This window comes from Ruegeria hyattellae, from assembly GCF_041537925.1.
Lineage (GTDB): Bacteria > Pseudomonadota > Alphaproteobacteria > Rhodobacterales > Rhodobacteraceae > Ruegeria_C.
In genome coordinates, this window is the sequence record NZ_JBGOSH010000004.1 from 491499 (window position 1) to 511864 (window position 20366).

The 20366-nt window shown below is 61.5% G+C and carries 24 protein-coding genes, 1 tRNA gene and 1 pseudogene; 11 read left to right on the top strand and 15 right to left on the bottom strand.

Annotated features, from left to right (window positions below):
• Positions 1-22 precede the first annotated feature (22 nt).
• Together scpB and AB1E33_RS13200 are read left to right on the top strand one after the other, a co-directional pair.
• Complete coding sequence (gene scpB / locus AB1E33_RS13195; protein WP_372577772.1) at positions 23-628, top strand: SMC-Scp complex subunit ScpB; 606 nt, start codon at positions 23-25, stop codon at positions 626-628.
• 72 nt (positions 629-700) lie between these two features.
• Positions 701-922 (top strand): hypothetical protein, encoded by a 222-nt coding sequence (locus AB1E33_RS13200; RefSeq protein ID WP_372577739.1) that lies wholly within the window; start codon positions 701-703, stop codon positions 920-922.
• Between the two features lie 12 nt (positions 923-934).
• Here the strand turns inward: AB1E33_RS13200 and AB1E33_RS13205 are convergent, their stop codons facing one another.
• The 8 genes from AB1E33_RS13205 to AB1E33_RS13240 all read right to left on the bottom strand — a co-directional run bounded on the left by AB1E33_RS13205 (position 935) and on the right by AB1E33_RS13240 (position 6330).
• Positions 935-2014, bottom strand: coding sequence for a 2'-deoxycytidine 5'-triphosphate deaminase (locus tag AB1E33_RS13205; protein WP_372577740.1), 1080 nt, complete (start codon positions 2012-2014; stop codon positions 935-937).
• 58 nt (positions 2015-2072) lie between these two features.
• Positions 2073-2149, bottom strand: a tRNA-Pro gene (locus tag AB1E33_RS13210).
• A 69-nt stretch (positions 2150-2218) separates the two neighbouring features.
• A complete protein-coding gene (locus AB1E33_RS13215; protein ID WP_372577741.1) occupies positions 2219-2848 on the bottom strand; it encodes a MerR family transcriptional regulator in 630 nt (209 codons plus the stop codon).
• Between the two features lie 12 nt (positions 2849-2860).
• Positions 2861-3166, bottom strand: coding sequence for an integration host factor subunit alpha (ihfA, locus tag AB1E33_RS13220; protein WP_306193890.1), 306 nt, complete (start codon positions 3164-3166; stop codon positions 2861-2863).
• A gap of 97 nt (positions 3167-3263) precedes the next feature.
• Positions 3264-4232, bottom strand: coding sequence for a beta-ketoacyl-ACP synthase III (locus AB1E33_RS13225; protein ID WP_372577742.1), 969 nt, complete (start codon positions 4230-4232; stop codon positions 3264-3266).
• 18 nt (positions 4233-4250) lie between these two features.
• Positions 4251-5363, bottom strand: coding sequence for a phosphate acyltransferase PlsX (gene plsX, locus AB1E33_RS13230; protein WP_372577743.1), 1113 nt, complete (start codon positions 5361-5363; stop codon positions 4251-4253).
• An 18-nt stretch (positions 5364-5381) separates the two neighbouring features.
• Complete coding sequence (gene rpmF, locus AB1E33_RS13235; RefSeq protein ID WP_372577744.1) at positions 5382-5588, bottom strand: 50S ribosomal protein L32; 207 nt, start codon at positions 5586-5588, stop codon at positions 5382-5384.
• Positions 5589-5793: 205 nt separating this feature from the next.
• The gene (locus AB1E33_RS13240; RefSeq protein WP_372577745.1) at positions 5794-6330 is read right to left on the bottom strand and encodes a YceD family protein; all 537 of its coding nucleotides are present in this window, start codon (positions 6328-6330) and stop codon (positions 5794-5796) included.
• Between the two features lie 84 nt (positions 6331-6414).
• Between AB1E33_RS13240 and AB1E33_RS13245 the strand changes: the two genes are divergently transcribed.
• The 3 genes from AB1E33_RS13245 to AB1E33_RS13255 all read left to right on the top strand — a co-directional run bounded on the left by AB1E33_RS13245 (position 6415) and on the right by AB1E33_RS13255 (position 9623).
• The gene (locus AB1E33_RS13245; RefSeq protein WP_372577746.1) at positions 6415-6894 is read left to right on the top strand and encodes an outer membrane protein assembly factor BamE; all 480 of its coding nucleotides are present in this window, start codon (positions 6415-6417) and stop codon (positions 6892-6894) included.
• 86 nt (positions 6895-6980) lie between these two features.
• Positions 6981-7748, top strand: a complete 768-nt coding sequence (locus AB1E33_RS13250) for a GNAT family N-acyltransferase (protein ID WP_372577747.1) — start codon at positions 6981-6983, stop codon at positions 7746-7748.
• Between the two features lie 69 nt (positions 7749-7817).
• Positions 7818-9623 carry an ABC-F family ATP-binding cassette domain-containing protein gene (locus AB1E33_RS13255; RefSeq protein WP_372577748.1) on the top strand — a complete coding sequence of 602 codons (1806 nt, stop codon included), beginning with the start codon at positions 7818-7820 and terminating at the stop codon, positions 9621-9623.
• Positions 9624-9892: 269 nt separating this feature from the next.
• On the opposite strand, the gene AB1E33_RS13260 is transcribed toward AB1E33_RS13255, so the two are convergent.
• The 5 genes from AB1E33_RS13260 to tyrS form a co-directional block, all read right to left on the bottom strand.
• The gene (locus AB1E33_RS13260; RefSeq protein WP_372577749.1) at positions 9893-10084 is read right to left on the bottom strand and encodes a hypothetical protein; all 192 of its coding nucleotides are present in this window, start codon (positions 10082-10084) and stop codon (positions 9893-9895) included.
• A gap of 512 nt (positions 10085-10596) precedes the next feature.
• Positions 10597-11139 (bottom strand): sugar O-acetyltransferase, encoded by a 543-nt coding sequence (locus AB1E33_RS13265; protein ID WP_372577750.1) that lies wholly within the window; start codon positions 11137-11139, stop codon positions 10597-10599.
• Between the two features lie 9 nt (positions 11140-11148).
• A complete protein-coding gene (locus AB1E33_RS13270; protein WP_372577751.1) occupies positions 11149-11904 on the bottom strand; it encodes a 3-hydroxyacyl-CoA dehydrogenase in 756 nt (251 codons plus the stop codon).
• Between the two features lie 78 nt (positions 11905-11982).
• Complete coding sequence (locus AB1E33_RS13275) at positions 11983-12429, bottom strand: universal stress protein (protein ID WP_372577752.1); 447 nt, start codon at positions 12427-12429, stop codon at positions 11983-11985.
• 93 nt (positions 12430-12522) lie between these two features.
• On the bottom strand, positions 12523-13779 hold the full coding sequence (tyrS, locus tag AB1E33_RS13280; protein ID WP_372577753.1) for a tyrosine--tRNA ligase: 1257 nt from the start codon (positions 13777-13779) through the stop codon (positions 12523-12525).
• Between the two features lie 63 nt (positions 13780-13842).
• Between tyrS and AB1E33_RS13285 the strand changes: the two genes are divergently transcribed.
• Positions 13843-14955 (top strand): anhydro-N-acetylmuramic acid kinase, encoded by a 1113-nt coding sequence (locus tag AB1E33_RS13285; protein WP_372577754.1) that lies wholly within the window; start codon positions 13843-13845, stop codon positions 14953-14955.
• A gap of 86 nt (positions 14956-15041) precedes the next feature.
• Here the strand turns inward: AB1E33_RS13285 and AB1E33_RS13290 are convergent, their stop codons facing one another.
• The gene (locus AB1E33_RS13290; protein WP_372577755.1) at positions 15042-15956 is read right to left on the bottom strand and encodes a fatty acid desaturase; all 915 of its coding nucleotides are present in this window, start codon (positions 15954-15956) and stop codon (positions 15042-15044) included.
• Positions 15957-15986: 30 nt separating this feature from the next.
• The gene (locus AB1E33_RS13295; RefSeq protein ID WP_372577756.1) at positions 15987-16406 is read right to left on the bottom strand and encodes a cupin domain-containing protein; all 420 of its coding nucleotides are present in this window, start codon (positions 16404-16406) and stop codon (positions 15987-15989) included.
• A gap of 86 nt (positions 16407-16492) precedes the next feature.
• On the opposite strand from AB1E33_RS13295, the gene AB1E33_RS13300 reads away from it, so the two are divergent.
• The 5 genes and pseudogenes from AB1E33_RS13300 to eno form a co-directional block, all read left to right on the top strand.
• On the top strand, positions 16493-17911 hold the full coding sequence (locus AB1E33_RS13300; protein WP_372577757.1) for a protein adenylyltransferase SelO: 1419 nt from the start codon (positions 16493-16495) through the stop codon (positions 17909-17911).
• Positions 17912-17970: 59 nt separating this feature from the next.
• A complete protein-coding gene (locus AB1E33_RS13305; protein WP_372577758.1) occupies positions 17971-18675 on the top strand; it encodes an endonuclease/exonuclease/phosphatase family protein in 705 nt (234 codons plus the stop codon).
• An 82-nt stretch (positions 18676-18757) separates the two neighbouring features.
• Positions 18758-19171, top strand: coding sequence for a Fur family transcriptional regulator (locus tag AB1E33_RS13310; RefSeq protein ID WP_372577759.1), 414 nt, complete (start codon positions 18758-18760; stop codon positions 19169-19171).
• Positions 19172-19239: 68 nt separating this feature from the next.
• On the top strand, positions 19240-20145 hold the full coding sequence (locus tag AB1E33_RS13315) for a DMT family transporter (RefSeq protein ID WP_372577760.1): 906 nt from the start codon (positions 19240-19242) through the stop codon (positions 20143-20145).
• A gap of 80 nt (positions 20146-20225) precedes the next feature.
• A pseudogene (gene eno / locus AB1E33_RS13320) lies at positions 20226-20366 on the top strand (phosphopyruvate hydratase); the annotation flags it as partial.

Below are 20366 nucleotides of genomic sequence, written 5' to 3' on the forward strand. Positions count from 1 at the left end.
AAGCCTGTTCGATGCGCCGCCCATGGCGGAACAGGAACGCATGGTCGAGGCGGTGCTTTTCGCCAGTGCCGATCCGGTCAGCGTGCGCGATCTGGAGACCCGCATGCCCCATGGCAGCGACGCGGGTCAGGCGTTGGAACTGCTGCGCAAACGCTATGAAGGGCGCGGCGTACGGGTGGTGCAGGTGGGCGAGGCCTGGGCCATTCGCACTGCGCCCGATCTGGGTTTTCTGATGCAAAAGGAAACCGTCGAAACCCGCAAGCTGAGCCGCGCCGCGATCGAGACATTGGCGATCATCGCCTATCACCAGCCCTGCACGCGGGCCGAGATCGAGGAAATCCGGGGCGTTTCGGTCTCGCGCGGGACCATCGACCAGTTGCTGGAGATGGAGTGGATCCGTCTGGGTCGACGTCGCATGACACCGGGCCGTCCAGTGACCTTTGTGGTCACGCCCGAATTTCTCGATCATTTCGGGCTGGAAAGCGCCCGCGATCTGCCGGGTCTGAAAGAACTGCGCGCCGCCGGCCTGCTGGAGAACCGTCCGCCGCCGGGTGCCATGCCGGTTGGCGACGCGACTGACGAGAGTGAGACCGACGAGGATCAAACCGAGCTGTTCGAGGAAGAGTGATGGCACGGGTCCTCAAAACGGCGCAATTCCGGGCTATGTATCCGGGTAAGGCAAAGCGAGGAGGCAGTGACGATGAATGCTGAGAGATTGCTGAACATGATCATCCGTAGGGTGATGCAGCGGGTGGTTTTCCGGGGCGTGGATGCGGGGATCGATGCGGTGACGAAAAAGGGCAATGGCCCCGCCGCGCAGGAGGACGGGCCGCCCCACGCACAAGCCACGCGGCAGCAAAAACAAACCGCCCGCAAGGCACAGCGCGCGGCGCGCATGGCATCGCGCATCACAAAATTGTGATTTATTAATGAGTTAGGAGGTTGGTTTGAAGTGTTTCGACAGTTTCAGACCTTGACCCTGATAGTTCGAGCTGATGCCCGCGCCGTAAAGCTGCGAGGGCGTCTCAGCCATGCGCTCATAAACCAGTCGACCGACGACCTGCCCGTGCTCCAGTACGAAGGGCGCCTCGTGACAGCGCACCTCAAGCACCCCGCGCGAGCCTGATCCGCCTGCGGCAGCATGGCCGAAACCGGGATCGAAGAACCCGGCATAATGCACCCGGAACTCGCCCACCATGGCCAGATACGGGGCCATTTCAGCGGCGTAGTCGGGCGGGATATGCACCGCCTCGCGACTCACCAGTATGTAGAACGCCCCGGGATCGAGGATGATGCGGCCATCGCTGCTGCGTACTTCCTCCCAGTATTCGCTGGCGTCATAAGCGCCGATCCGGTCGAGGTCGATCACGCCGGTATGTGGTTTCGCGCGATAACCCACCAGATCGGTGTCGGGCAGGCGCAGATCGACCGAAAAACCCAGCCCGTCCTGGATCACCGCATCACCATCGACCAAAGGGGTGGCGGCGTGCAGGTCCCGGAGTGCCACATCGCTCAGAACCGCCTGACCGGTGCGAAAGCGAATCTGATTGAGCCGCATGCCGGGCCGCACCAGTACCGAAAAAGAACGTGGGCAGATCTCGGCATAAAGCGGGCCGGTATAGCCTGCGGGCACGCGGTCGAACTCGGTCCCGCCATCAGTGATCGTGCGGGTCAGCAGGTCGAGCCGTCCGGTCGAGCTTTTGGCATTGGCCACGGCGCTGATATCGGTTGGCAGGGCCAGCGATTCCATCAACGGCACCAGATAGACGCAGCCCTTTTCCAGAACTGCGCCCTGGCTCAGGTCGATCCTGTGCATCTCGAACTCATCCAGACGCTCGGCCACAGTGCGGCTCTCGCCCGCCAGAAACGAGGCGCGGACGCGGTAAGCCACTGTTCCCAAACGTAGATCAAGGCTTGCGGGTTGGATCTGCCCCTCGGGCATCGGGGCGGGTGCGATGATCTCGCCTGCGGCGATCATGGCTTCGATCTGTTGGTTCGGGCAAACACCGGTCATGCAAAACTGCTCCATTCCCTTTGGGGCCGGAGTGCAGTCTTGCAGCGAGGGTATGAATTGGTCGGGCTAGCAGGACTCGAACCTGCGACCTTCCGTCCCCCAGACGGACGCGCTACCAGGCTGCGCCATAGCCCGACTTTGAGGTGTTCATAAAGGTTTTGCGGGCAGGGGCAAGAGGAAATCATTGCCTTTTTCTTATCCGTCTCAGCGCGACGCCTGCCGGTCAATCCAGTCCCGCAAATCCCGCGCAATCGCCGTTGCGGCGGGCAGGTGATCAGGGTCGATCCGGGCAACGCGCGCAAGGCGCGACAGTGGTCCCGGCGCACAGGAAAGCGCGCCCTCATGGGGTGGGTCGGGGCGGTCGATCGTCCGTGGCGAGAGGGCAGGGTTGGCGTCAACGGGATGAGATTCGCGGCTCTCTGATGGGGGCGCCTCAGGTTCCATCTCCGGCGCGGGCGGCAAGTCCATGTCGATCTGGGTCGAGGTTTTTTCCTCGGGCGCAGGTTTCTGGAACCGGATCACATTCGCGCCGTCACTCACGTCATCCGCCGCGGCCTCGTCGAGGCCTTGCGAAAAGCCCTGAACATGCGCAACGCCTTGTTCGCGCAGCAATTTCTGAACGCCCTTGATGGTCATTCCATCGTCATGCAGCAGATGCTTGATCCCGCCTAGCAGCAGCATGTCGGCGGGCCGGTAATAGCGCCGCCCACCGGCCCGCTTGACCGGTTTGACATGGGTGAACTTGCTTTCCCAGAATCGCAGCACATGGGCCTGCACGCCCAACCAGTCCGCAACTTCACTGATGGTGCGAAACGCGTCACGAGACTTTGCCATGAGGGGAAGGTCCTAGGTTTTTCGGTTGCCGTCGGCGACCCGGTCTTTCATCAGATGCGAGGGGCGGAAGGTCAGCACGCGGCGCGGCTGGATAGGAACCTCTTCGCCGGTTTTCGGGTTGCGGCCGATCCGGGCTGATTTATCGCGAACGCTGAACGTGCCGAAGGACGAGATCTTGACCTGTTCGCCGCGCACCAGAGCGTCCGACATGTGATTGAGAAGGCTTTCCACCAGTTGCGCGCTTTCGTTGCGCGATAATCCAACTTCGCGGAAAACGGCTTCGCTCAAATCCATTCTGGTTAAAGTCTTGTCGCCCATGCTGATCCCCTTGTTATTGCGCGAGCATAGGGCGCAGGGTTTTTCCCTGTCAATATCAATGAATTTCAATCGTTTGGCTTGGCTGGTTTGCGCCGGATCACCAGCGCAGGACAACAGCACCCCAAGCCAGACCGCCACCGATGGCTTCGGTCACGATCAAGTCGCCCTGTTTGATCTGGCCGCGCGCCTTGCCCACCGACATGGCCAGCGGAATCGACGCGGCAGAGGTGTTGCCGTGATCCTGCACGGTGACGACCACGTTCTCCATCGGCAGGCCCATCTTCTTGGCTGTGCCCTGGATGATGCGGATATTGGCCTGATGCGGCACGATCCAGTCCACATCCTTGTTCTCCAAACCGGCCTTCTCGAGCGCCGTTTCGGCGGCTTGGGTCAGTTTTTCAACCGCGTGCCGGAAGACCTGATTGCCCTGCATGCGCAGGTGCCCGGTGGTGTGGGTCGACACCCCGCCATCCACATAGAGCAGGTCCTTGAAACGACCGTCCGAGTTCAGGTCCACCGCCAGAATGCCCCGGTCGTCGTCGTCCGATTGCTCCTGATACTCCAGCACAAGCGCGCCAGCGCCGTCCCCGAACAACACGCAGGTCGAGCGGTCGGACCAGTCCATGATCCGGGAAAACGTCTCGGCCCCGATGATCAGCACACGTTTGGCCTGACCGGCCAGAATCAGAGCGTTGGCATTGCACAAGGCATAGACAAACCCGGCGCAGACCGCCTGCACGTCAAAGGCAAAGCCGCGGGTCATTCCGATTTTGGACTGCACCATCGTGGCCGCCGATGGAAAGGTCAGGTCCGGCGTCGAGGTCGCGACAATGATCGCGTCGATGTCATCGGCCTCCAGCCCGGCATCCGCCAGCGCTGCGCGTGCCGCATTGGCCGCCAGATCCGAAGTGGTTTCGCCTTCGGCGGCGAAATGCCGCCGCTCGATACCGGATCGTGTGCGAATCCACTCATCTGAGGTTTCCAGCGTCGCCTCGAATTCGGCATTCGGCACGATGCGTTCGGGCAAATAGTGTCCGATGCCTTTGACGACTGCACGGCCTGTCATGGGTCACCTGTCAATTTGTTATGGGTCTGCCGCCTCGTTGGCGTGAGCGGCATCTTGGGTAAGCTCGCCGGTGGATGCAACCCGTGCCGCCAGTTTTTCCGTAAACCCGGACTGCGCAAGCGTGAATGCCAGTTTGATCGCCGCCGAAACACCAGTGTCATCGGCCGAGCCATGCGACTTGATGACCGTACCGTTCAGTCCGAGGAACACGCCGCCATTCACGCGGCGCGGATCGATGCGTTTTTTCAGGCGGTTGAGCGACGTGATCGCCAGAACCGAGGCCAGCCGGGACAGCATCGAGTATTTGAACGCCTCGCGCAACAGCCCGCCCACCATGCTGGCGGTGCCTTCGCCGGTCTTGATCGCTACATTGCCGGTGAACCCGTCGGTCACGATCACATCTGCGGCATTGCCAGTGATATCGCTGCCTTCGACAAAGCCCGCAAAATCGAAATTGGACCGCTCGGCAAAGTCGGAAATCAGCGCATGCGCCTCTTTCAACTCGGCGCGGCCTTTATGTTCTTCGGTGCCCACATTCAGCAATCCGATGCGCGGGCGGGGCAGTTCCATGCCGTTGCGGGCATAAGAGGCACCCATCAGCGCGTATTGCAGCAGATCGCGTGCTTCGGCGCGTATATCGGCACCCACATCCAGCATAACGTTGAAACGCTGCGGGTTGCGTGAGGGAAACAGGATCGCGATGGCAGGCCGGTTCACGCCCGGCAACTTGCGCAGCCGCATCATGCTGAGCGCCATCAGCGCGCCGGTATTGCCGCAGGACACCGCCCCGGCAGCCTCGCCGTTGCGCACCGATTCCAGCGCCGACCACATCGAGGTCTGCTTACCGCTGCGGACAACCTGGCTGGGCTTGTCGTCCATGGTGACAACGTCGCTGGCATCACGAAATTCGACGCGACCTTCAAGGCCGCGCCGTTTCGCAACTAGCTTGCGCAAAGCGTCTTCCGGACCGTGCAGGATGAACCCGATATCGGGGTTCTTTTCTGCCGACTTGGCGATTCCGGCCACGACGACCGAAGGACCGGCATCACCGCCCATCGCATCAACCGATATGACGATCCGCCCCGTTGCTGATCCAGGGGTTGATCCGGTTTGATCGGGCTGTGCCGCCATGCCTTAGTCTGCGACCATTCAGGCCGCGTCTTCGTCCAGATCGATCTCGTCGGTCTGAGCGACAACCTCGCGGTCGTCATAGTGGCCGCAGGACGGGCACACGTGATGCGGACGGCGCAATTCACCGCAATTGCCACATTCGTTCGGGTTTGCAGCAACCAGCGCATCATGCGCGCGGCGATTGTTGCGGCGCGATTTGGATACTTTGTTCTGTTGGACAGCCATTGTCTCAACCTTTGTCTCGCTAAGGGCCGCGGTCAATGCCGGAGGGCCGGTTATAGTCTACGTGTCTCGTGGCGTGACGCGCGTTTAGGGCGTTGCCCCCGCGTTGTCCAACCATAAATCCGATGAGCGCGCGAAAATACTGCGAATCTCGTCATGTTCAAGCGGTTTTTCTGGTCGCCTCCTATGACATGTCAAAGCTGCATTGTCATTGGTCTTTTTTCAGCGCGTCGCGTAATTCGGCCAGCCCGGCAAAGGGTTTGACATCCTCGTCAGTCAGCGCCGCCTTGCCGGGTTCGGTAAAGACCATTTCGCCGGTTTCGGCACTCTGGCTGCGCGGGTAAAGCGGCAGCGCCAGCGCTAGCGCCTCGCGCATGATCCGCTGCATATCCAGTTCAGTTGGCAATGGCTCGGTTTCGTCATCTTCGGGCATCTCCACTTCCGAGGCCTCGGGTTCGTGCCAGTCGGCTAGGAACAACCGGTTTACGGGGATGTCGATGCGGGTGGTCACCGGTTCCAGCGTGACAATACAGGGCTGCACCACCGTTGCACCCAGCTTGGCCGTGAGGCGCCAGTCCTTGCGGCCCTGGGCGGCAAGCTGGCCGGAAAACTCCAGTTTGCGCAGGTCCAGCAGGTCCAGTTCCATGGCGATCTGGGACAGGACTGGCGCGGCGGGGCGCAGCTTGAAACGGGTCGGGCTGTTTTGAGGCAGGTCTGCGACCCGCAATACATCCTCATTCGGCATGTCAGGACTTTCGTTGGTTGAACCACTTGGCCGGTTTATGTAATCGGGATAGAAGGCGTGCACAGCCAAGGCAAGGGGGCCGGGATGATTGAAGCCGCAAAGCTGCCAGGACAGATGATGTCCCGCATCGCTATGATGGGGGTTGTTGTTCTGTGCGTGTCGGCCTGTGCCGAGATCTATCGCAATCATGGCTATGTCCCGCCCGCCGAAGATCTGTCGAAAGTGACTGTTGGCGTTGACACGCGCGACAGCGTGATCGAGGCGATCGGCGCACCCACCGCTTCGGGCGTGCTGGAAGACAGCGGCTATTATTACGTGCAGACCCGATTCCGCCATTACGGCGCGCGCGCGCCCCAGATCGTCTCGCGCGAACTGGTGGCGATCAGTTTCGACCGCTCGGGCGTGGTGCGCAACATCGAGCGCTTTGGCCTTGAGAAGGGCCAGGTCATTACCTTGCAGCGCCGGGTGACTGAATCCAGCCTCCAGGACAAGACCTTCCTGCGTCAGCTCTTGGGCAATCTGGGCAATTTCGATCCGGGTACAGTGCTTCCGACAGGGGAATAAACTGGCACCCGTCAAACTGCCGTCATACTCTGTATGCTAGTGAGCCACCGAACAGGATATCGTGCAGCACTGCGGAGGGCGCGATCATGGCGCAGGTGATGCTGAAACAAGAGCTGCCGAACACGGTAATGCTGAACAATGGGCGCTACCGGGCGCGGCTGGCGAGTGGCGCGGCGGATATCGCCGCCGCCCGCGTGTTGCGCTCACGGGCTTTTTCCACCGAAACCACCGATGGCGATTCCTTTGACGGGTTTTGCCAGCATGTGCTGGTCGAGGACCGGCGCAACGGAAATCATCTGGTCTGCTGTTTCCGGCTCTTCGACATGCAGGGCGGGGGTGAGATCGGGCGCAGCTATTCGGCGCAGTTCTACGAATTGTCCGCGCTGGCCGCGTTCGAGGGGCGCATGGTCGAGATCGGCCGCTTCTGCATCGATCCGGATTATGGCGACCCCGATATCCTGCGCACCGCCTGGGGTGCGATGACGGCCTATGTGGATGAAAACGGGGTCGAGATGCTGGTCGGCTGCTCCTCTTTTGCAGGGACCGAGGCCGAGGCCTATCTGGATGCCTTCGCGATGCTGAAGCATCGTCATCTGGCCCCCAAACGCTGGCTGCCACGGGTCAAGGCGCCCGATGTATTCCACTTTGCGGCCCGGCTGCGCCGCAAGCCCGATTCGAAAAAGGCGATGCTGCGGATGCCCCCCTTGTTGCGCACCTATCTGGCGATGGGCGGTTGGGTTAGCGACCATGCGGTGGTGGATCGGCAGATGAACACGCTGCACGTCTTCACCGGGCTCGAAATTCGGTCAATCCCGCCCGCGCGAAAGAAGTTGCTGCGGGCACTGGTTGGCTGAAACCACCTATGCGGCGCCAAAACCAGCAGGCCGTTGACGCCAAGGGCACGCAGAGGTAGCTGGCAGGTCATGGCACGTATTCCTCTTTTGCAGATGTCCGGTATCTCGCTGACCTTCGGGGGCGATCCGGTGTTTTCAGGCCTCGATCTTATGGTGCAACCGGGCGACCGCGTGGCGCTGGTCGGGCGCAACGGCTCTGGCAAATCCACCCTGATGAAGGTGATGGCCGGGCTGGTCGAGGCGGATGCGGGCGAGATCACCATCCCGCCGGGAAAATCCGTCGGATACATGGAGCAGGACCCCGACATGGCCGGATTTGCGACGCTGGGCGATTATGCGTCGAGCGGTCTGGAACCGGGCGAGCTTTATAAGGTCGAACGCGCGGGTGAGGGGCTGAAGTTTGACCCCGACCGCCCCGTCGACACCGCCTCGGGCGGCGAGCGACGTCGTGCAGCACTCGCCAAACTGATGGCCGAGGCCCCCGATCTTATGCTGCTGGACGAGCCGACCAACCATCTCGACATTCAGGCCATTGGCTGGCTGGAGCGGGAACTGTCCTCTACCCGTGCGGGCTTTGTCCTGATCTCGCATGACCGCGCGTTTCTACGTGCACTGACCCGCGCAACCCTCTGGATTGACAGGGGAATGGTGCGGCGACAGGAAAAGGGGTTCGAGGCGTTCGAGACCTGGCGCGACAAGGTCTGGCAAGAAGAGGACAGCGCGCGCCACAAGATGGACCGGTTGATCAAATCCGAGGCCCGCTGGGCAGTCGAGGGCATCAGCGCCCGGCGGACACGCAATCAGGGCCGGGTGCGGGCATTACAGGCGCTGCGGGCTGAGCGTTCCGCGCAGATCAACCGTCAGGGCGCGGCGGCGATGGCGCTGGAGGCGGGGCCGAAATCGGGCCGAAAGGTGATCGAGGCGCGGGCCATTTCAAAAGCTTTCGACGGGCAGACCATCCTGCGCAATTTCGATCTGCTGGTGCAGCGCGGCGACCGGGTGGCTTTTGTCGGCCCCAATGGTGTGGGCAAGACCACCTTGCTGAACATGCTGCTGGGGCAGGTCGCACCCGATGACGGGCAGGTCAAGCTGGGCACCAATCTGGAGGTCGCCGTGTTCGATCAGGCCCGCGCGCAGCTCGACCCCGACATGACGCTCTGGGACAGCCTGACCGGCGACCCCTCGATGCGCGTATCGGGCAAGGCCGATCAGGTCATGGTGCGCGGCACCCCGAAACACGTGGTGGGCTACCTGAAAGAGTTTCTCTTTGACGACCGCCAGGCCCGCGCACCGGTGCGCTCGTTGTCGGGCGGCGAAAAGGCGCGGCTGTTGCTGGCCAAGCTGATGGCGCAAAGCTCGAATGTGCTGGTGCTGGATGAACCGACCAACGATCTGGATGTGGAAACGCTGGATCTGCTGCAGGAACTCTTGGACGATTATGACGGCACCGTACTGCTGGTCAGCCATGATCGCGACTTTCTGGACCGGGTCGCCACCACCACCATCGCGATGGAGGGCGACGGCCGCGCCACCGCTTATGCGGGCGGGTGGAGCGATTATCAGGCCCAGCGCACACCCGACGCTCCCGGCGCTGGTGACGCACCCAAAAGCGCGAAACCCAAGCCCAAAGCGACACCGAAACCCAAAACGGGCCTGTCCTTTGCGGAAAAACACCGTCTGGAGAACCTGCCCGCCGAGATCGAGCGGTTGGAGGCCGAGATCGGCAAGCTGGAGGGGTTGTTGGCCGATTCCGAGCTTTACACACGCGAGCCGGTCAAGTTTCAGAAAGCCACGCAAGCCCTTGTAGAACGTCAGGAGAAGCTCTCTATCGCAGAAGAGCAATGGCTGCTTCTGGAAGAAAAGGCCGAGGGCTAGCTTTGGAAAGTCAAAGGCGTTGGTACAATACGTCAAAACTGACCCGGCAAGAGTACAATGGGCCTGTCGTGAAGGTCCGCTTTGAGCTTTTTTTGACAGACGCTGCACAGTAATCAAATGACCGCTAACGCCGGAAAGCCAAAAACCATCGTCAATAGGTTAAGTTCTTAGCGGCGTTTGCGGCAGCACTAGTGACGGTGACTCTGCTACTGTTCCACAAATGAGGGTTTTTGGAGAACTTAAACTAAGGGATTCCTGGCGAGCGCAACTTAATCGCAGGCATCACATAGCGCGGCTTCGTATCCGTCAGGAATATCCTGACTAAGGGGAGTGCCGCAATGGATGCAGGTATTGCCACTTATGGAATAAACTTCGATGTCTGCGTCGCCCTGAATTTTGTGACGGCGATTGTCATGCCATGCTGCACGTTCTTTGTCTGTAAAGCTGCTTTTCTTCGACATCGTCATCTCCTGCCACCCGTTTTCTGAACAAATAGGCCTCTCGATTTGAGATATAACGGCTAACCAACCATTGGATACGCGTGAGGGAATTACTTACCTTTGCCCCCGCTGGACGGTCCGTTTGAGCGACCGCCTCCAGATGGGTTTCCTGTCTGACTTGGCCAGCCACCACCGTTACCTTGACCTTTTCCCTTTTTTAGTCCTTCGATTTCACGACTTCAGTCAAGTAGACTTGGTGAGTATGGATTTCATCTACAAGCCGATGACCAAGAAACTAACTGTTTCACAATCTTGATTTAGGGCGCGAGTACAGCGCCCGAAATCGACAACCGTTTGTAGAGCCACTTTTCTAAAGCTGCCATTGGAGTAGCCGCAGCGAAAGCTCACTTTGTCAGCCGAGCCGCCATCGGGCCAGAAATGTAATGCGTTTGTTGCAAGACTTGCTGATAATCCTGATAGGGCAGGTTTAAGATAGTCGCCCGTTTTGAGCCAAAGGTGCACAATGGTTCAAACTAGCGCGTCCGTGCCGGATTCCCCACAACGGTATGGCCGGGCGCGACATCCCGGGTCACCACGCTGCCCGCGCCGACAATGGCGTTTTCCCCGATGGTCACGCCGGGCATAAGGATCGCGCCGCCGCCGATCCAGACATTGTCCCCCAGCGTGACGGGCAGGGCGATCTCCATGCCTTTGGCGCGCTCCACCGGGTCCTTGGCATGCTGCGCGCAATAGATCTGCACGGCAGGCCCCAGCATCGTGCCCGACCCGATGCGCACGGGTGCTGAATCGAGGATGACGCAGCCCGCGTTCAGATAAGACAGATCGCCCAGCATCAGGTTGATGCCGTAAGAACAGTGAAACGGGGCCTCGATCAGGCAATCCCGACCGACATGACCAAATAGCTCCGCCAGTTGCGGCGCCATGGCACCTCTGGCATCGGGTGGCATGGTGTTGTGTTTATGCACGGCGTTGCGGGCACGCTGGCGCATCGCCTCCAACTCATCATCGAGGCAGCTATACCACGCGCCTACCAGCATCTTGTCTTTCTGGGACATGGCTCAGCGTTACCGCATCCGCAATGCGCCGTCGAGGCGGATGACCTCGCCATTGAGATAGCCCATCTCGACGATGAATCCCGCCATCCGTCCGAACTCCGCCGGATCACCTAACCGCGCCGGATTGGGAACATCCGCCGCAAGTTGATGCTGCACCTCTTCCGGCAGGCTCGCCAGCATTGGCGTCATGAAGATACCGGGCGCGATGGCCATCACCCGGATACCCGTGGAGGCCAGATCGCGCGCCATCGGCAGGGTCATCCCCACAATCCCGCCTTTTGACGCCGCATAGGCGGCTTGCCCCTTCTGCCCGTCAAAGGCCGCAATCGAGGCGGTGTTGATGATCACACCGCGTGCGCCATCGGGCTCGGGGTCGTTTCGGGCCATTTCAGCGGCGGCAAGGCGCGAGACATTGAACGACCCAACAAGGTTGATGTCGATGGTCCGCTGGAACGGCGCCAGACCATGCGGGCCGTCCTTGCCCACGGTTTTCATCCCGACCGCTATACCCGCACAGTTTACGCAAGCGGTGATTCTTCCCATTCGGTCGAGGGCAACAGCAATTGCCTCCGTAACCGATCCCTCATCGGTCACATCCGTCTGCACGAAATGCCCGCCGATCTCTTCGGCGACGCGCGGGCCGCGCTCGGCATCCCGGTCCAGCAGAGTGACCTGCGCGCCGTGCTTGGCGAAGTGGCGCGCGGTGGCTTCTCCCAGTCCCGAGGCACCCCCGGTCACGATTGCGGCTGTATTGGACATTTGCATGGCAAAACCCCATTATTTGAACATACGTTCAAATAGCCGGGAAGCCGGTGTCCTGTCCAGTGCTGGATGAGGTCTGCGTTAGACGACAGACAGGCAGGAACAGTTGGACAGCTTTCCGATCCGTTGCGTGGTGCTGCCTTGAACCAGCGCCTGCAAGTTCCCCAGACCGCGCCGACCGGTGATAATCAGGTCCGCGCCCGCGCTTTCGGCGCATTTCACGATCTGCTCGGCCGGATCACCGCGATCAATGTGGGTTTCAGCGACCTCGATGCCTTTATCTGCGGCAATCGCCTTGCCCGCGTTAACGATTTTGTCGGCGGCTTGCTTGACCTCGACCTCGGTCGGCATGGTTGTCACCGCGTGATAGGCCATTGTCGCCCCGAGGGCGAAGGCAACGGTCTGTGGCTGCGGGGTGTGGACAAGAATGATCTTTGAGCCGAATTTCCCGGCAAGTTCACAGGCCACGCGCATGGCGCGATCCGATGGTTCCGATCCGTCGAGGCCGACGACGATTTTCTCAAACATGGGCTCCCTCCGATTGCATCTATGTCACGATGATGGGGCAGGCAGGCCGCCAGCCCCATGACATGGATCAACAGAAATGGATTCTGCCCTGCCTCAGCCGTCTAGCTTGACCAGCGCGTGGCGTTTCTTGCCCGCGCTCAGCTTGATCGGCGCGGCCAGTGCGCCCGCGTCGATCATCAGCCCTGCATCGGTCAGCGGCGCGTCGTCCAGCCTGGCGCCGTTTTCGGAAATCAGGCGCTTGGCCTCTTTGCCGGATTTGGCCAGACCCGATTTCACGATCAACTGCACGATGGACATGCCGTCGCCCAGATCAGCCGCACTCAGCGTCAAGGTGGGCAGGTCGCCACCCACGCCGCCCTTTTCGAACACCTCGCGGGCAGTGGCTTCGGCCTTGGCGGCGGCCTCAGACCCATGCAGCAGCGTAGTCACCTCATTGGCCAGCCGGATCTTGGCCTCATTGATCTCGGAGCCCGCCAACGCGCCCAGACGGTCGCATTCGTCAATCGGCAATTCGGTATAGAGCTTCAGGAACCGCCCCACATCGGCATCGGTGGTGTTGCGCCAGAACTGCCAGAACTCGTAAGGCGACAGCATATCGCCATTCAGCCAGATCGCACCCGATTGCGACTTGCCCATCTTCTTGCCGTCGCTGGTGGTCAGCAGCGGTGAGGTCAGGCCAAACACCTCGCCCTCGATCACCCGGCGGGTCAGGTCGATACCGTTGACGATATTGCCCCACTGATCGCTGCCACCCATCTGCAACACGCAGCCATAGCGGCGGTTCAGTTCCAGAAAGTCATAGGCCTGCAGGATCATGTAGTTGAATTCGAGGAAGCTGAGCGATTGCTCGCGGTCCAGCCGCGATTTCACCGACTCGAAACTGAGCATTCGGTTGACCGAGAAATGCCGCCCGATATCGCGCAGGAAGTCGAGATAGTTCAAATCGTCCAGCCATTCGGCATTGTTCAGCATCATCGCCGCGTTTTCCGCGCCGCTGTCATAGTCGATATAGGCCGAGAAGACCTTTCGGATCCCGGCGATATTGGCGTCGATCTGTTCGGGACCGAGCAGCGGACGTTCATCAGCGCGGAAAGACGGATCGCCCACCTTGGTGGTACCGCCGCCCATCAGCGTGATCGGTCGGTGCCCGGTCTTTTGCAGCCAGCGCAGCATCATGATCTGGATCAGCGATCCCACATGCAGCGACTTGGCGGTTGCGTCAAACCCGATATAGCCGGGCTGGCACCCTTTGCTCAGGGCCTCATCAAGGCCCTGATAATCGGTGCAGTCGGCGAGAAAGCCACGCTCCATCATCACTGCGATGAAATCCGATTTGGGGTGGTAGGTCATGTCTTGCCTCGGGGTTGAATTGCGAGGCAGGTTATAGGCGGCAGGAATGAGAAGGAAAAGGCCATGAATAGGGCCATTGCGCAGGCAGGCACGGTAAAGGCGCTGGGAGCGATGTCGGGAACCTCGCTGGACGGGGTGGACACCGCCGTGATCGAAACCGACGGTCTGACGATCTCGGGCTTTGGCGAGACCGGGTATCGAGCCTATTCCGACGCTGACCGCGCCGTGTTGCGGGCCGGGTTGGGCCAGTGGCACGGGGCAGAGGTCGAGGCGGCAGGGGATCTGGTGACCGAAGCGCATCGCGCGGCGCTCGCCGGGTATGAAGGGATCGACCTGATCGGTTTCCACGGCCAGACGCTGAGTCACGAGCCACGCGGGCGCGGCACTTTGCAGGTGGGTGATGGCGCGGCACTGGCACATGCGCTGGAAACGCCGGTGGTCTGGGACTTCCGCTCGGACGATGTGCGATTGGGCGGTGAGGGCGCGCCGCTGGCGCCATTTTTCCATTTCGCCTGCGCCAAATGGGCCGGGCTGAGCGAACCACTCTGTTTTCTCAATCTGGGTGGGGTTGGCAACCTGACATATGTCGATCCCGGCTTCGACCGCCCCGAGGACCCGGGCGCGCTGCTGGCCTTTGATACCGGTCCGGCCAACGCGCCGATAGATGATCTGGTGCAGGCCCGGCTGGGTCTGTCAATGGACCGCGATGGCGCTCTGGCGCGCAAGGGCGCCGTGGAAACCGGCGCGCTGGAGTTGTTTTTAGCCGAGCCATACTTTGCAAAGATGCCGCCCAAATCTCTAGACCGGAACGATTTTTCCGAGATGATCGATCTGGTGCAGGAATTGAGCGATGCCGATGCAGTGGCAACGCTGACCGGCATGTGTGCGGCCGGTGTTGTGCAGGGGGTCGAGCATTGCCCGGTGCCGCCGTCGCGGGTTCTGGTCACCGGCGGCGGCCGTCACAACCCGGTGCTGATGCAGATGCTGCAGGTCTCGCTCGACTGCCCGGTGGAGCCGGTTGAGGTGATCGGTCTGAACGGGGACATGCTGGAGGCGCAGGCCTTTGGCTATCTCGCCGTCCGGGTTGTGCGTGGCTTGCCGACCAGTTGTCCCGGAACCACCGGCGTCAGTGCGCTTGTGGGGGGCGGGGTCGTGAGCATTCCCGTACCCGCGTAAGGGATTTCGGGCAGGGGCGCTGCCGCCATCGCTTTGAGGGTCCGGGCTCCGCCTGTTCGCAGGCAATCCTTTCCACCGGATAGTTTTCAGCCAGACGAAGAACGGATCGGGTCTCGGTGCATGGCGCGCGCATAGCTGGTGGTGAACCCGGCATAGCCATCCGAGGTTGATTTCAAATGAGCTCGCGTCAGAGTGTGGAACTGGGGCAGCTTGTGGAACGGCACATTGGGAAAGGCGTGATGTTCGGCATGGTAGGGCATGTTCCAGGCCAGAAACCGCACGATACGCGTGGTGAAGGTGGTGCGCGAGTTTTCCAGCATATTGGCAACCGGCGGGCACAGCCCGTGTTCGGCCAAAAGGTAGAGGCGCAGGAAAGGCTGGCCGATCAGCACCGGCAATATCCAAATCCAGAAGAGCAACGGTGAGTAGATCAGGCTGAGCGTACCCAGCCCGTAGAGCGCCAGCAGAACCCGGGCCTCACGACGCATGGCGGCGTGTTGGCGCTGCGGCAGGTAGGGCGCGTCGATACGACCAAAGGCATTCTGGAGCAGCGTTTGCACCATGCCGCGCCAGTAGAACCAGCCGCTCAAATAGGCGAGCAGGCTGGGCCAGCTATCGGGGCGCGGTTTGCCCGCAAGCTCGGGGTCGCGGGCGGGGTCATTGGTCCATTTGTGATGGGCCAGGTGGAAATAGCGGAACCAGACGAAAGGCAGGGCGATCGGGATGGCGCAGGCATGACCCACCGCCTCGTTGATCCAGCGGGATTTGAACGGGGTCTGGTGGGTGCATTCATGGCTGAGCGTGAAGAGGAACACCAAGAGCAACCCCTGCGGCAGGATCAGCAGCGGCCAGAGCGGCACCTGCAGGAGGATACCGATGGTGCAGGCGGCAAGCGCGGTTCCGTAAAGCCCCAGATGCCTAAGCCCGGCACTGTCGGATCGCGCGATGAGGGCGAATTTGGTCTCGGTGGGAAGTGAAGCAATCAGGGTGCGGTGATCCATGCGCTCAGCCTATCCACGTTGCCGCTTGCGTCAAGCGCGCGGAATGTCGAAATCCGGTGCTGCCAATTCGAATCCGTCGAACTGGAAACCGGGCGAGACGGTGCAGCTGACCAGCGTATGGTCGCCGGTTGAACGTGCCGCCTGCCAGTGGCCTTTCGGAACGATCAGCTGGGGCTGTCCTGCGCTCAGATCGGGCGAGAGCAGGTGCTCTGTGGCTGGGCCCGTCTCATCCGCGCTGAGCGACAGGATCAGGGGCGCTCCAGCGTGGTAGAGCCAGATTTCGGTGGCATCGACCCGGTGCCAATGGCTGCGTTCATCCGCCTTGAGCAGGAAATAGATGCAAGTGCCGGTGGCGCGGCCGGAATTGTCAGCGCGCCAGGTCTCGCGGAACCAGCCGCCCTCGGGATGGTGCTGCAGCCTCAGATGGTCGATAATCTCGTCTGCGGTCATGGTGGTTCCTCCGTTTTGCGCTGTCAGGGGTATGCGGCAGGGCAGAAGCCTCTGGCAATCCCCGGGCGCGCGCATATGTTCAGCCCATGACATTCGCGATCCCGTTCGACAACAGCTATGCCCGACTGCCCGAGGCGTTTTACACGCGGCAGGACCCGCAACCGGTGGCGGCGCCGCATCTGCTGGCATTCAACGAGGATCTGGCCCGCCTGATGGGGATCACTCCGGGCGAGGTTACCGAAATGGCGCAGGTCTTTTCCGGCAATGACATCCCCGACGGGTCCTTACCACTGTCGCAGCTTTATTCCGGTCACCAGTTCGGCAACTACAACCCGCAGCTGGGCGACGGGCGCGCGGTTTTGTTGGGCGAAACGATCGGCACGGACGGTTTGCGCCGGGATATTCAGCTCAAGGGATCGGGGCGCACGCCTTACTCGCGGGGCGGTGATGGGCGCGCCTGGCTGGGGCCGGTGCTGCGCGAATATGTCGTGTCCGAGGCGATGCACGCGCTTGGCATCCCGACCACACGGGCGCTGGCGGCGGTCGAGACCGGTGAGCAGGTGTTTCGTGAAACCGCCTTGCCCGGCGCGGTGTTGACGCGCGTGGCGTCCAGCCATCTGCGTGTCGGCACGTTTCAGGTCTTTGCCGCGCGCGGCCAGACAGAAAACCTCAAGCAGCTGACCCGATATGCAATCGAGCGCCACTATCCGCAGGCGGACGGGCCGATGGGTCTGCTGCGCGCAGTGAGTGAAGCGCAGGCGCGTTTGATCGCACAGTGGATGTCGGTCGGTTTCATCCATGGGGTGATGAACACCGACAATTGCTCAATCGCAGGCGAGACCATCGATTACGGCCCCTGCGCCTTCATGGATGCCTATCATCCCAGCACTGTCTATAGCTCGATCGATCGGATGGGGCGCTATGCCTATTCGAACCAGGCCGACATCGCGGTCTGGAACATGGCGCAATTTGCCACCGCGCTGATCCAGCAGATGGACAGCCGCGATGCGGGTGTCGAAGAGGCCACCGAGATCGTGCACGCGATGCCCGGATTGCTGCAATCCGAATGGCTGACCCGTTTCCGCGCCAAGCTGGGCTTTCAGCAACAGGAAGACGGCGATCAGGCCATGATTGCCGATCTGTTGACTCGTATGGCCGAGAACCAGGCGGATTTCACCAACACCTTCCGCGCGCTTGGGTCGCCGGCAGCACGCGATCAGTTCCTCGACCCGCAGGCCTTCGACGCATGGCAAGACGGTTGGACCGACCGCGCCGCTTGGGAAGAGGATACCGCGGCAACCCTGAGCGCGTCCAATCCATCGGTCATTCCCCGCAATCATCGCATCGAACAGATGATCGGGACGGCCGTGGCGGGGGAACATGCCCTGTTCCACCGCCTGAATGCGGTCCTGTCGGCACCGTTTGCCGATCATCCCGACGATGCCGATCTGACCCGTCCTCCGTCCGAGAGCGAAGTGGTTCAGGCGACGTTCTGCGGTACCTGAGCCTTCTTGCATAAGGCACGGCGGCATCGCACAAATAGGGCATCCAGACGGGATCCTTCATGAGCCACTCCTCTACGCTGCGCCTTGCCAGCTACAACATTCAGAAATGCGTCGGGCTCGACCTGCGGCGCCAGCCGCGTCGCATCCTGCAGGTGCTGGAACGGCTTGGGGCTCAGGTCGTGGTGCTGCAAGAGGCCGACAAGCGCCTGCCGCCGCGCCCCGCAGCGCTGCCGCATTTCGTGTTGAACGAGGCGGGCTGGCAGATCGCTGATCTGGGCGGTGCGGGCAGTCTGGGCTGGCACGGCAATGCGGTGATCTGGAAAGGCACGGGCATCACGTTTGACGCTCTGGCCCATCATGATCTGCCGGGATTTGAGCCGCGCGGAGCTGTGCGGGTGGAGTTGGCGACGCCCATTGGCCCGCTCAGGGTGGTCGGTCTGCATCTGGGTCTGCTGGCGCAGTCGCGCCGACGGCAGGTCATCCATCTGGTGCAGGACATCGCCGCGTTGTCACCGATGCCGACGGTCTGGGCCGGGGATTTCAACGACTGGTCGCACCAGCCGATCCTTGACCGCCTCGCCCCCAGGATGCGCTTTCTGCGGCCCTTGCCCAGCTTTCCCGCCCTGCGCCCGCTCGGCCCGCTGGACCGGATCGCGCTGGGGCCGGAGCTGGAGGCGGTGCGTCATGAGGTTTTTTCCGACCAACCCGCCCATATCGCCTCGGACCATCTGCCGGTCTGGGCTGATCTGCGGCGTCGCGACTGAACGTGGTTTCATCGCGAAACCCGGTGGCGCTACGGCGCACAAGGCATTACACCGGGCATCCAGACGGAGCAAGGGACACGCTATGTCCAGTACGATCATAACCAGATGTGAGGCCATGGGGCTGCGCCTGACCGGGCAACGCCGCGTCATCGCGAAGGTGCTGGAGGAAAGCGCCGATCACCCCGATGTCGAAGAGCTCTATGCCCGCGCCATCGCGATAGATCCGGGCATTTCAATTGCCACCGTCTACCGCACCGTCAAACTGTTCGACGAAGCGGGCATATTGGACCGGCTGGAATTCGGCGACGGGCGCGCCCGTTATGAGGATGCCGAGCGGGATCATCACGACCACCTGATCGACATGAACTCGGGCGAGGTGATCGAATTTGTCGACCCCGAGATCGAAGCGCTGCAGGAAAAGATCGCTGCCAAGCTGGGCTATGAGTTGCGCGGTCACAAGCTAGAACTTTACGGCGTCCCGCTGCGCAAACGCTGAAACGGAACCTTGCACATTCCGACCAAAGCCTGCACTGGAGGCCGGAACACACCCGCAGGAGATCCGGTATGAGCGACACAAGCCAGAACCTGCGCGGCGCGATCTTGATGTCACTGGCGATGCTGGGCTTCGCGCTGGAGGACATGTTCATCAAACTGATGGCCGATCTGCTGCCCACCTGGCAGATATTGGCGATTCTTGGTGGCGGTGGCGCGCTGGTCTTTGCAGTGATGACCGTGGCCAGCGGCCAGCCGCTTTGGACCCGCGCCTATCTCAAGGGGCCGGTCCTGTTGCGAAACATCGCCGAGATCGTCGGCACGGTCGGATTTGTCACGGCGATCGCGCTCACCCCGATATCGCAGGCCTCGGCCATCCTGCAGGCCACGCCGCTGGTGGTGACCATCGGGGCGGCGTTGTTTCTGGGCGAACGGGTCGGTCCGCGTCGCTGGAGCGCGGTGATGATCGGGTTTCTGGGCGTGCTGCTGGTGATCCGCCCCGGCACCGAAGGCTTTGACGCGAAATCTCTTTTTGCGGTGCAAGGCGTGTTCGGGCTGGCGGTGCGAGACGTGGTGACCCGGCGCGTGGGAGATGAGACTTCGTCGCTGCAACTCAGCTTTCTGGCTTTTCTGACTCTGATCCCCTCGGCGGCGATACTGGCCGGTTTTAGCGATCAGGCCTATGTTTCGGCATCCATCGGGCTTTGGGCACTGTTTGCGGGCTTCGTTCTGGTGGCGGCGGCGGCCTATCTGGCCATCGTTGCGTCGATGCGGGTCGGCGAGGTCTCGTTCGTGACCCCGTTTCGCTATTCGCGCATTGTATTCGCGCTGATCATCGGCACCACCGTATTCGGGGAACGGCCCGATCTGATGATGCTGACCGGCGTCGCCGTGATCGTCGGTGCGGGCATCTATGTGGTCTGGCGCGAGCGGGTGGTGGGCGCGCGAATGGAAAAAGATGAAATTCCCGGTACTTGATGTCGCTAACAGGTGTGGTTTCCCGCAGGTGTTCTCTGTTAAGACCCCGGCAATCAGGAACCAGCCGGGAACAGAACATCATGAGCACGATAATCGACATCTTTGGTCGTGAGGTATTGGACAGCCGGGGCAATCCGACGGTTGAGGTTGATGTTGTGCTCGAGGATGGCACGATGGGTCGGGCTGCGGTGCCGTCGGGGGCCTCGACCGGGGCCTATGAG

Coding starts and splice junctions, on each gene's coding strand:
- scpB (WP_372577772.1), top strand. CDS start 23: ATGGCGGAACAGGAACGCATGGTCGAGGCGGTGCTTTTCGCCAGTGCC.
- AB1E33_RS13200 (WP_372577739.1), top strand. CDS start 701: ATGAATGCTGAGAGATTGCTGAACATGATCATCCGTAGGGTGATGCAG.
- AB1E33_RS13205 (WP_372577740.1), bottom strand. CDS start 2,014: ATGACCGGTGTTTGCCCGAACCAACAGATCGAAGCCATGATCGCCGCA.
- AB1E33_RS13215 (WP_372577741.1), bottom strand. CDS start 2,848: ATGGCAAAGTCTCGTGACGCGTTTCGCACCATCAGTGAAGTTGCGGAC.
- ihfA (WP_306193890.1), bottom strand. CDS start 3,166: ATGGGCGACAAGACTTTAACCAGAATGGATTTGAGCGAAGCCGTTTTC.
- AB1E33_RS13225 (WP_372577742.1), bottom strand. CDS start 4,232: ATGACAGGCCGTGCAGTCGTCAAAGGCATCGGACACTATTTGCCCGAA.
- plsX (WP_372577743.1), bottom strand. CDS start 5,363: ATGGCGGCACAGCCCGATCAAACCGGATCAACCCCTGGATCAGCAACG.
- rpmF (WP_372577744.1), bottom strand. CDS start 5,588: ATGGCTGTCCAACAGAACAAAGTATCCAAATCGCGCCGCAACAATCGC.
- AB1E33_RS13240 (WP_372577745.1), bottom strand. CDS start 6,330: ATGCCGAATGAGGATGTATTGCGGGTCGCAGACCTGCCTCAAAACAGC.
- AB1E33_RS13245 (WP_372577746.1), top strand. CDS start 6,415: ATGATTGAAGCCGCAAAGCTGCCAGGACAGATGATGTCCCGCATCGCT.
- AB1E33_RS13250 (WP_372577747.1), top strand. CDS start 6,981: ATGGCGCAGGTGATGCTGAAACAAGAGCTGCCGAACACGGTAATGCTG.
- AB1E33_RS13255 (WP_372577748.1), top strand. CDS start 7,818: ATGGCACGTATTCCTCTTTTGCAGATGTCCGGTATCTCGCTGACCTTC.
- AB1E33_RS13260 (WP_372577749.1), bottom strand. CDS start 10,084: ATGTCGAAGAAAAGCAGCTTTACAGACAAAGAACGTGCAGCATGGCAT.
- AB1E33_RS13265 (WP_372577750.1), bottom strand. CDS start 11,139: ATGTCCCAGAAAGACAAGATGCTGGTAGGCGCGTGGTATAGCTGCCTC.
- AB1E33_RS13270 (WP_372577751.1), bottom strand. CDS start 11,904: ATGCAAATGTCCAATACAGCCGCAATCGTGACCGGGGGTGCCTCGGGA.
- AB1E33_RS13275 (WP_372577752.1), bottom strand. CDS start 12,429: ATGTTTGAGAAAATCGTCGTCGGCCTCGACGGATCGGAACCATCGGAT.
- tyrS (WP_372577753.1), bottom strand. CDS start 13,779: ATGACCTACCACCCCAAATCGGATTTCATCGCAGTGATGATGGAGCGT.
- AB1E33_RS13285 (WP_372577754.1), top strand. CDS start 13,843: ATGAATAGGGCCATTGCGCAGGCAGGCACGGTAAAGGCGCTGGGAGCG.
- AB1E33_RS13290 (WP_372577755.1), bottom strand. CDS start 15,956: ATGGATCACCGCACCCTGATTGCTTCACTTCCCACCGAGACCAAATTC.
- AB1E33_RS13295 (WP_372577756.1), bottom strand. CDS start 16,406: ATGACCGCAGACGAGATTATCGACCATCTGAGGCTGCAGCACCATCCC.
- AB1E33_RS13300 (WP_372577757.1), top strand. CDS start 16,493: ATGACATTCGCGATCCCGTTCGACAACAGCTATGCCCGACTGCCCGAG.
- AB1E33_RS13305 (WP_372577758.1), top strand. CDS start 17,971: ATGAGCCACTCCTCTACGCTGCGCCTTGCCAGCTACAACATTCAGAAA.
- AB1E33_RS13310 (WP_372577759.1), top strand. CDS start 18,758: ATGTCCAGTACGATCATAACCAGATGTGAGGCCATGGGGCTGCGCCTG.
- AB1E33_RS13315 (WP_372577760.1), top strand. CDS start 19,240: ATGAGCGACACAAGCCAGAACCTGCGCGGCGCGATCTTGATGTCACTG.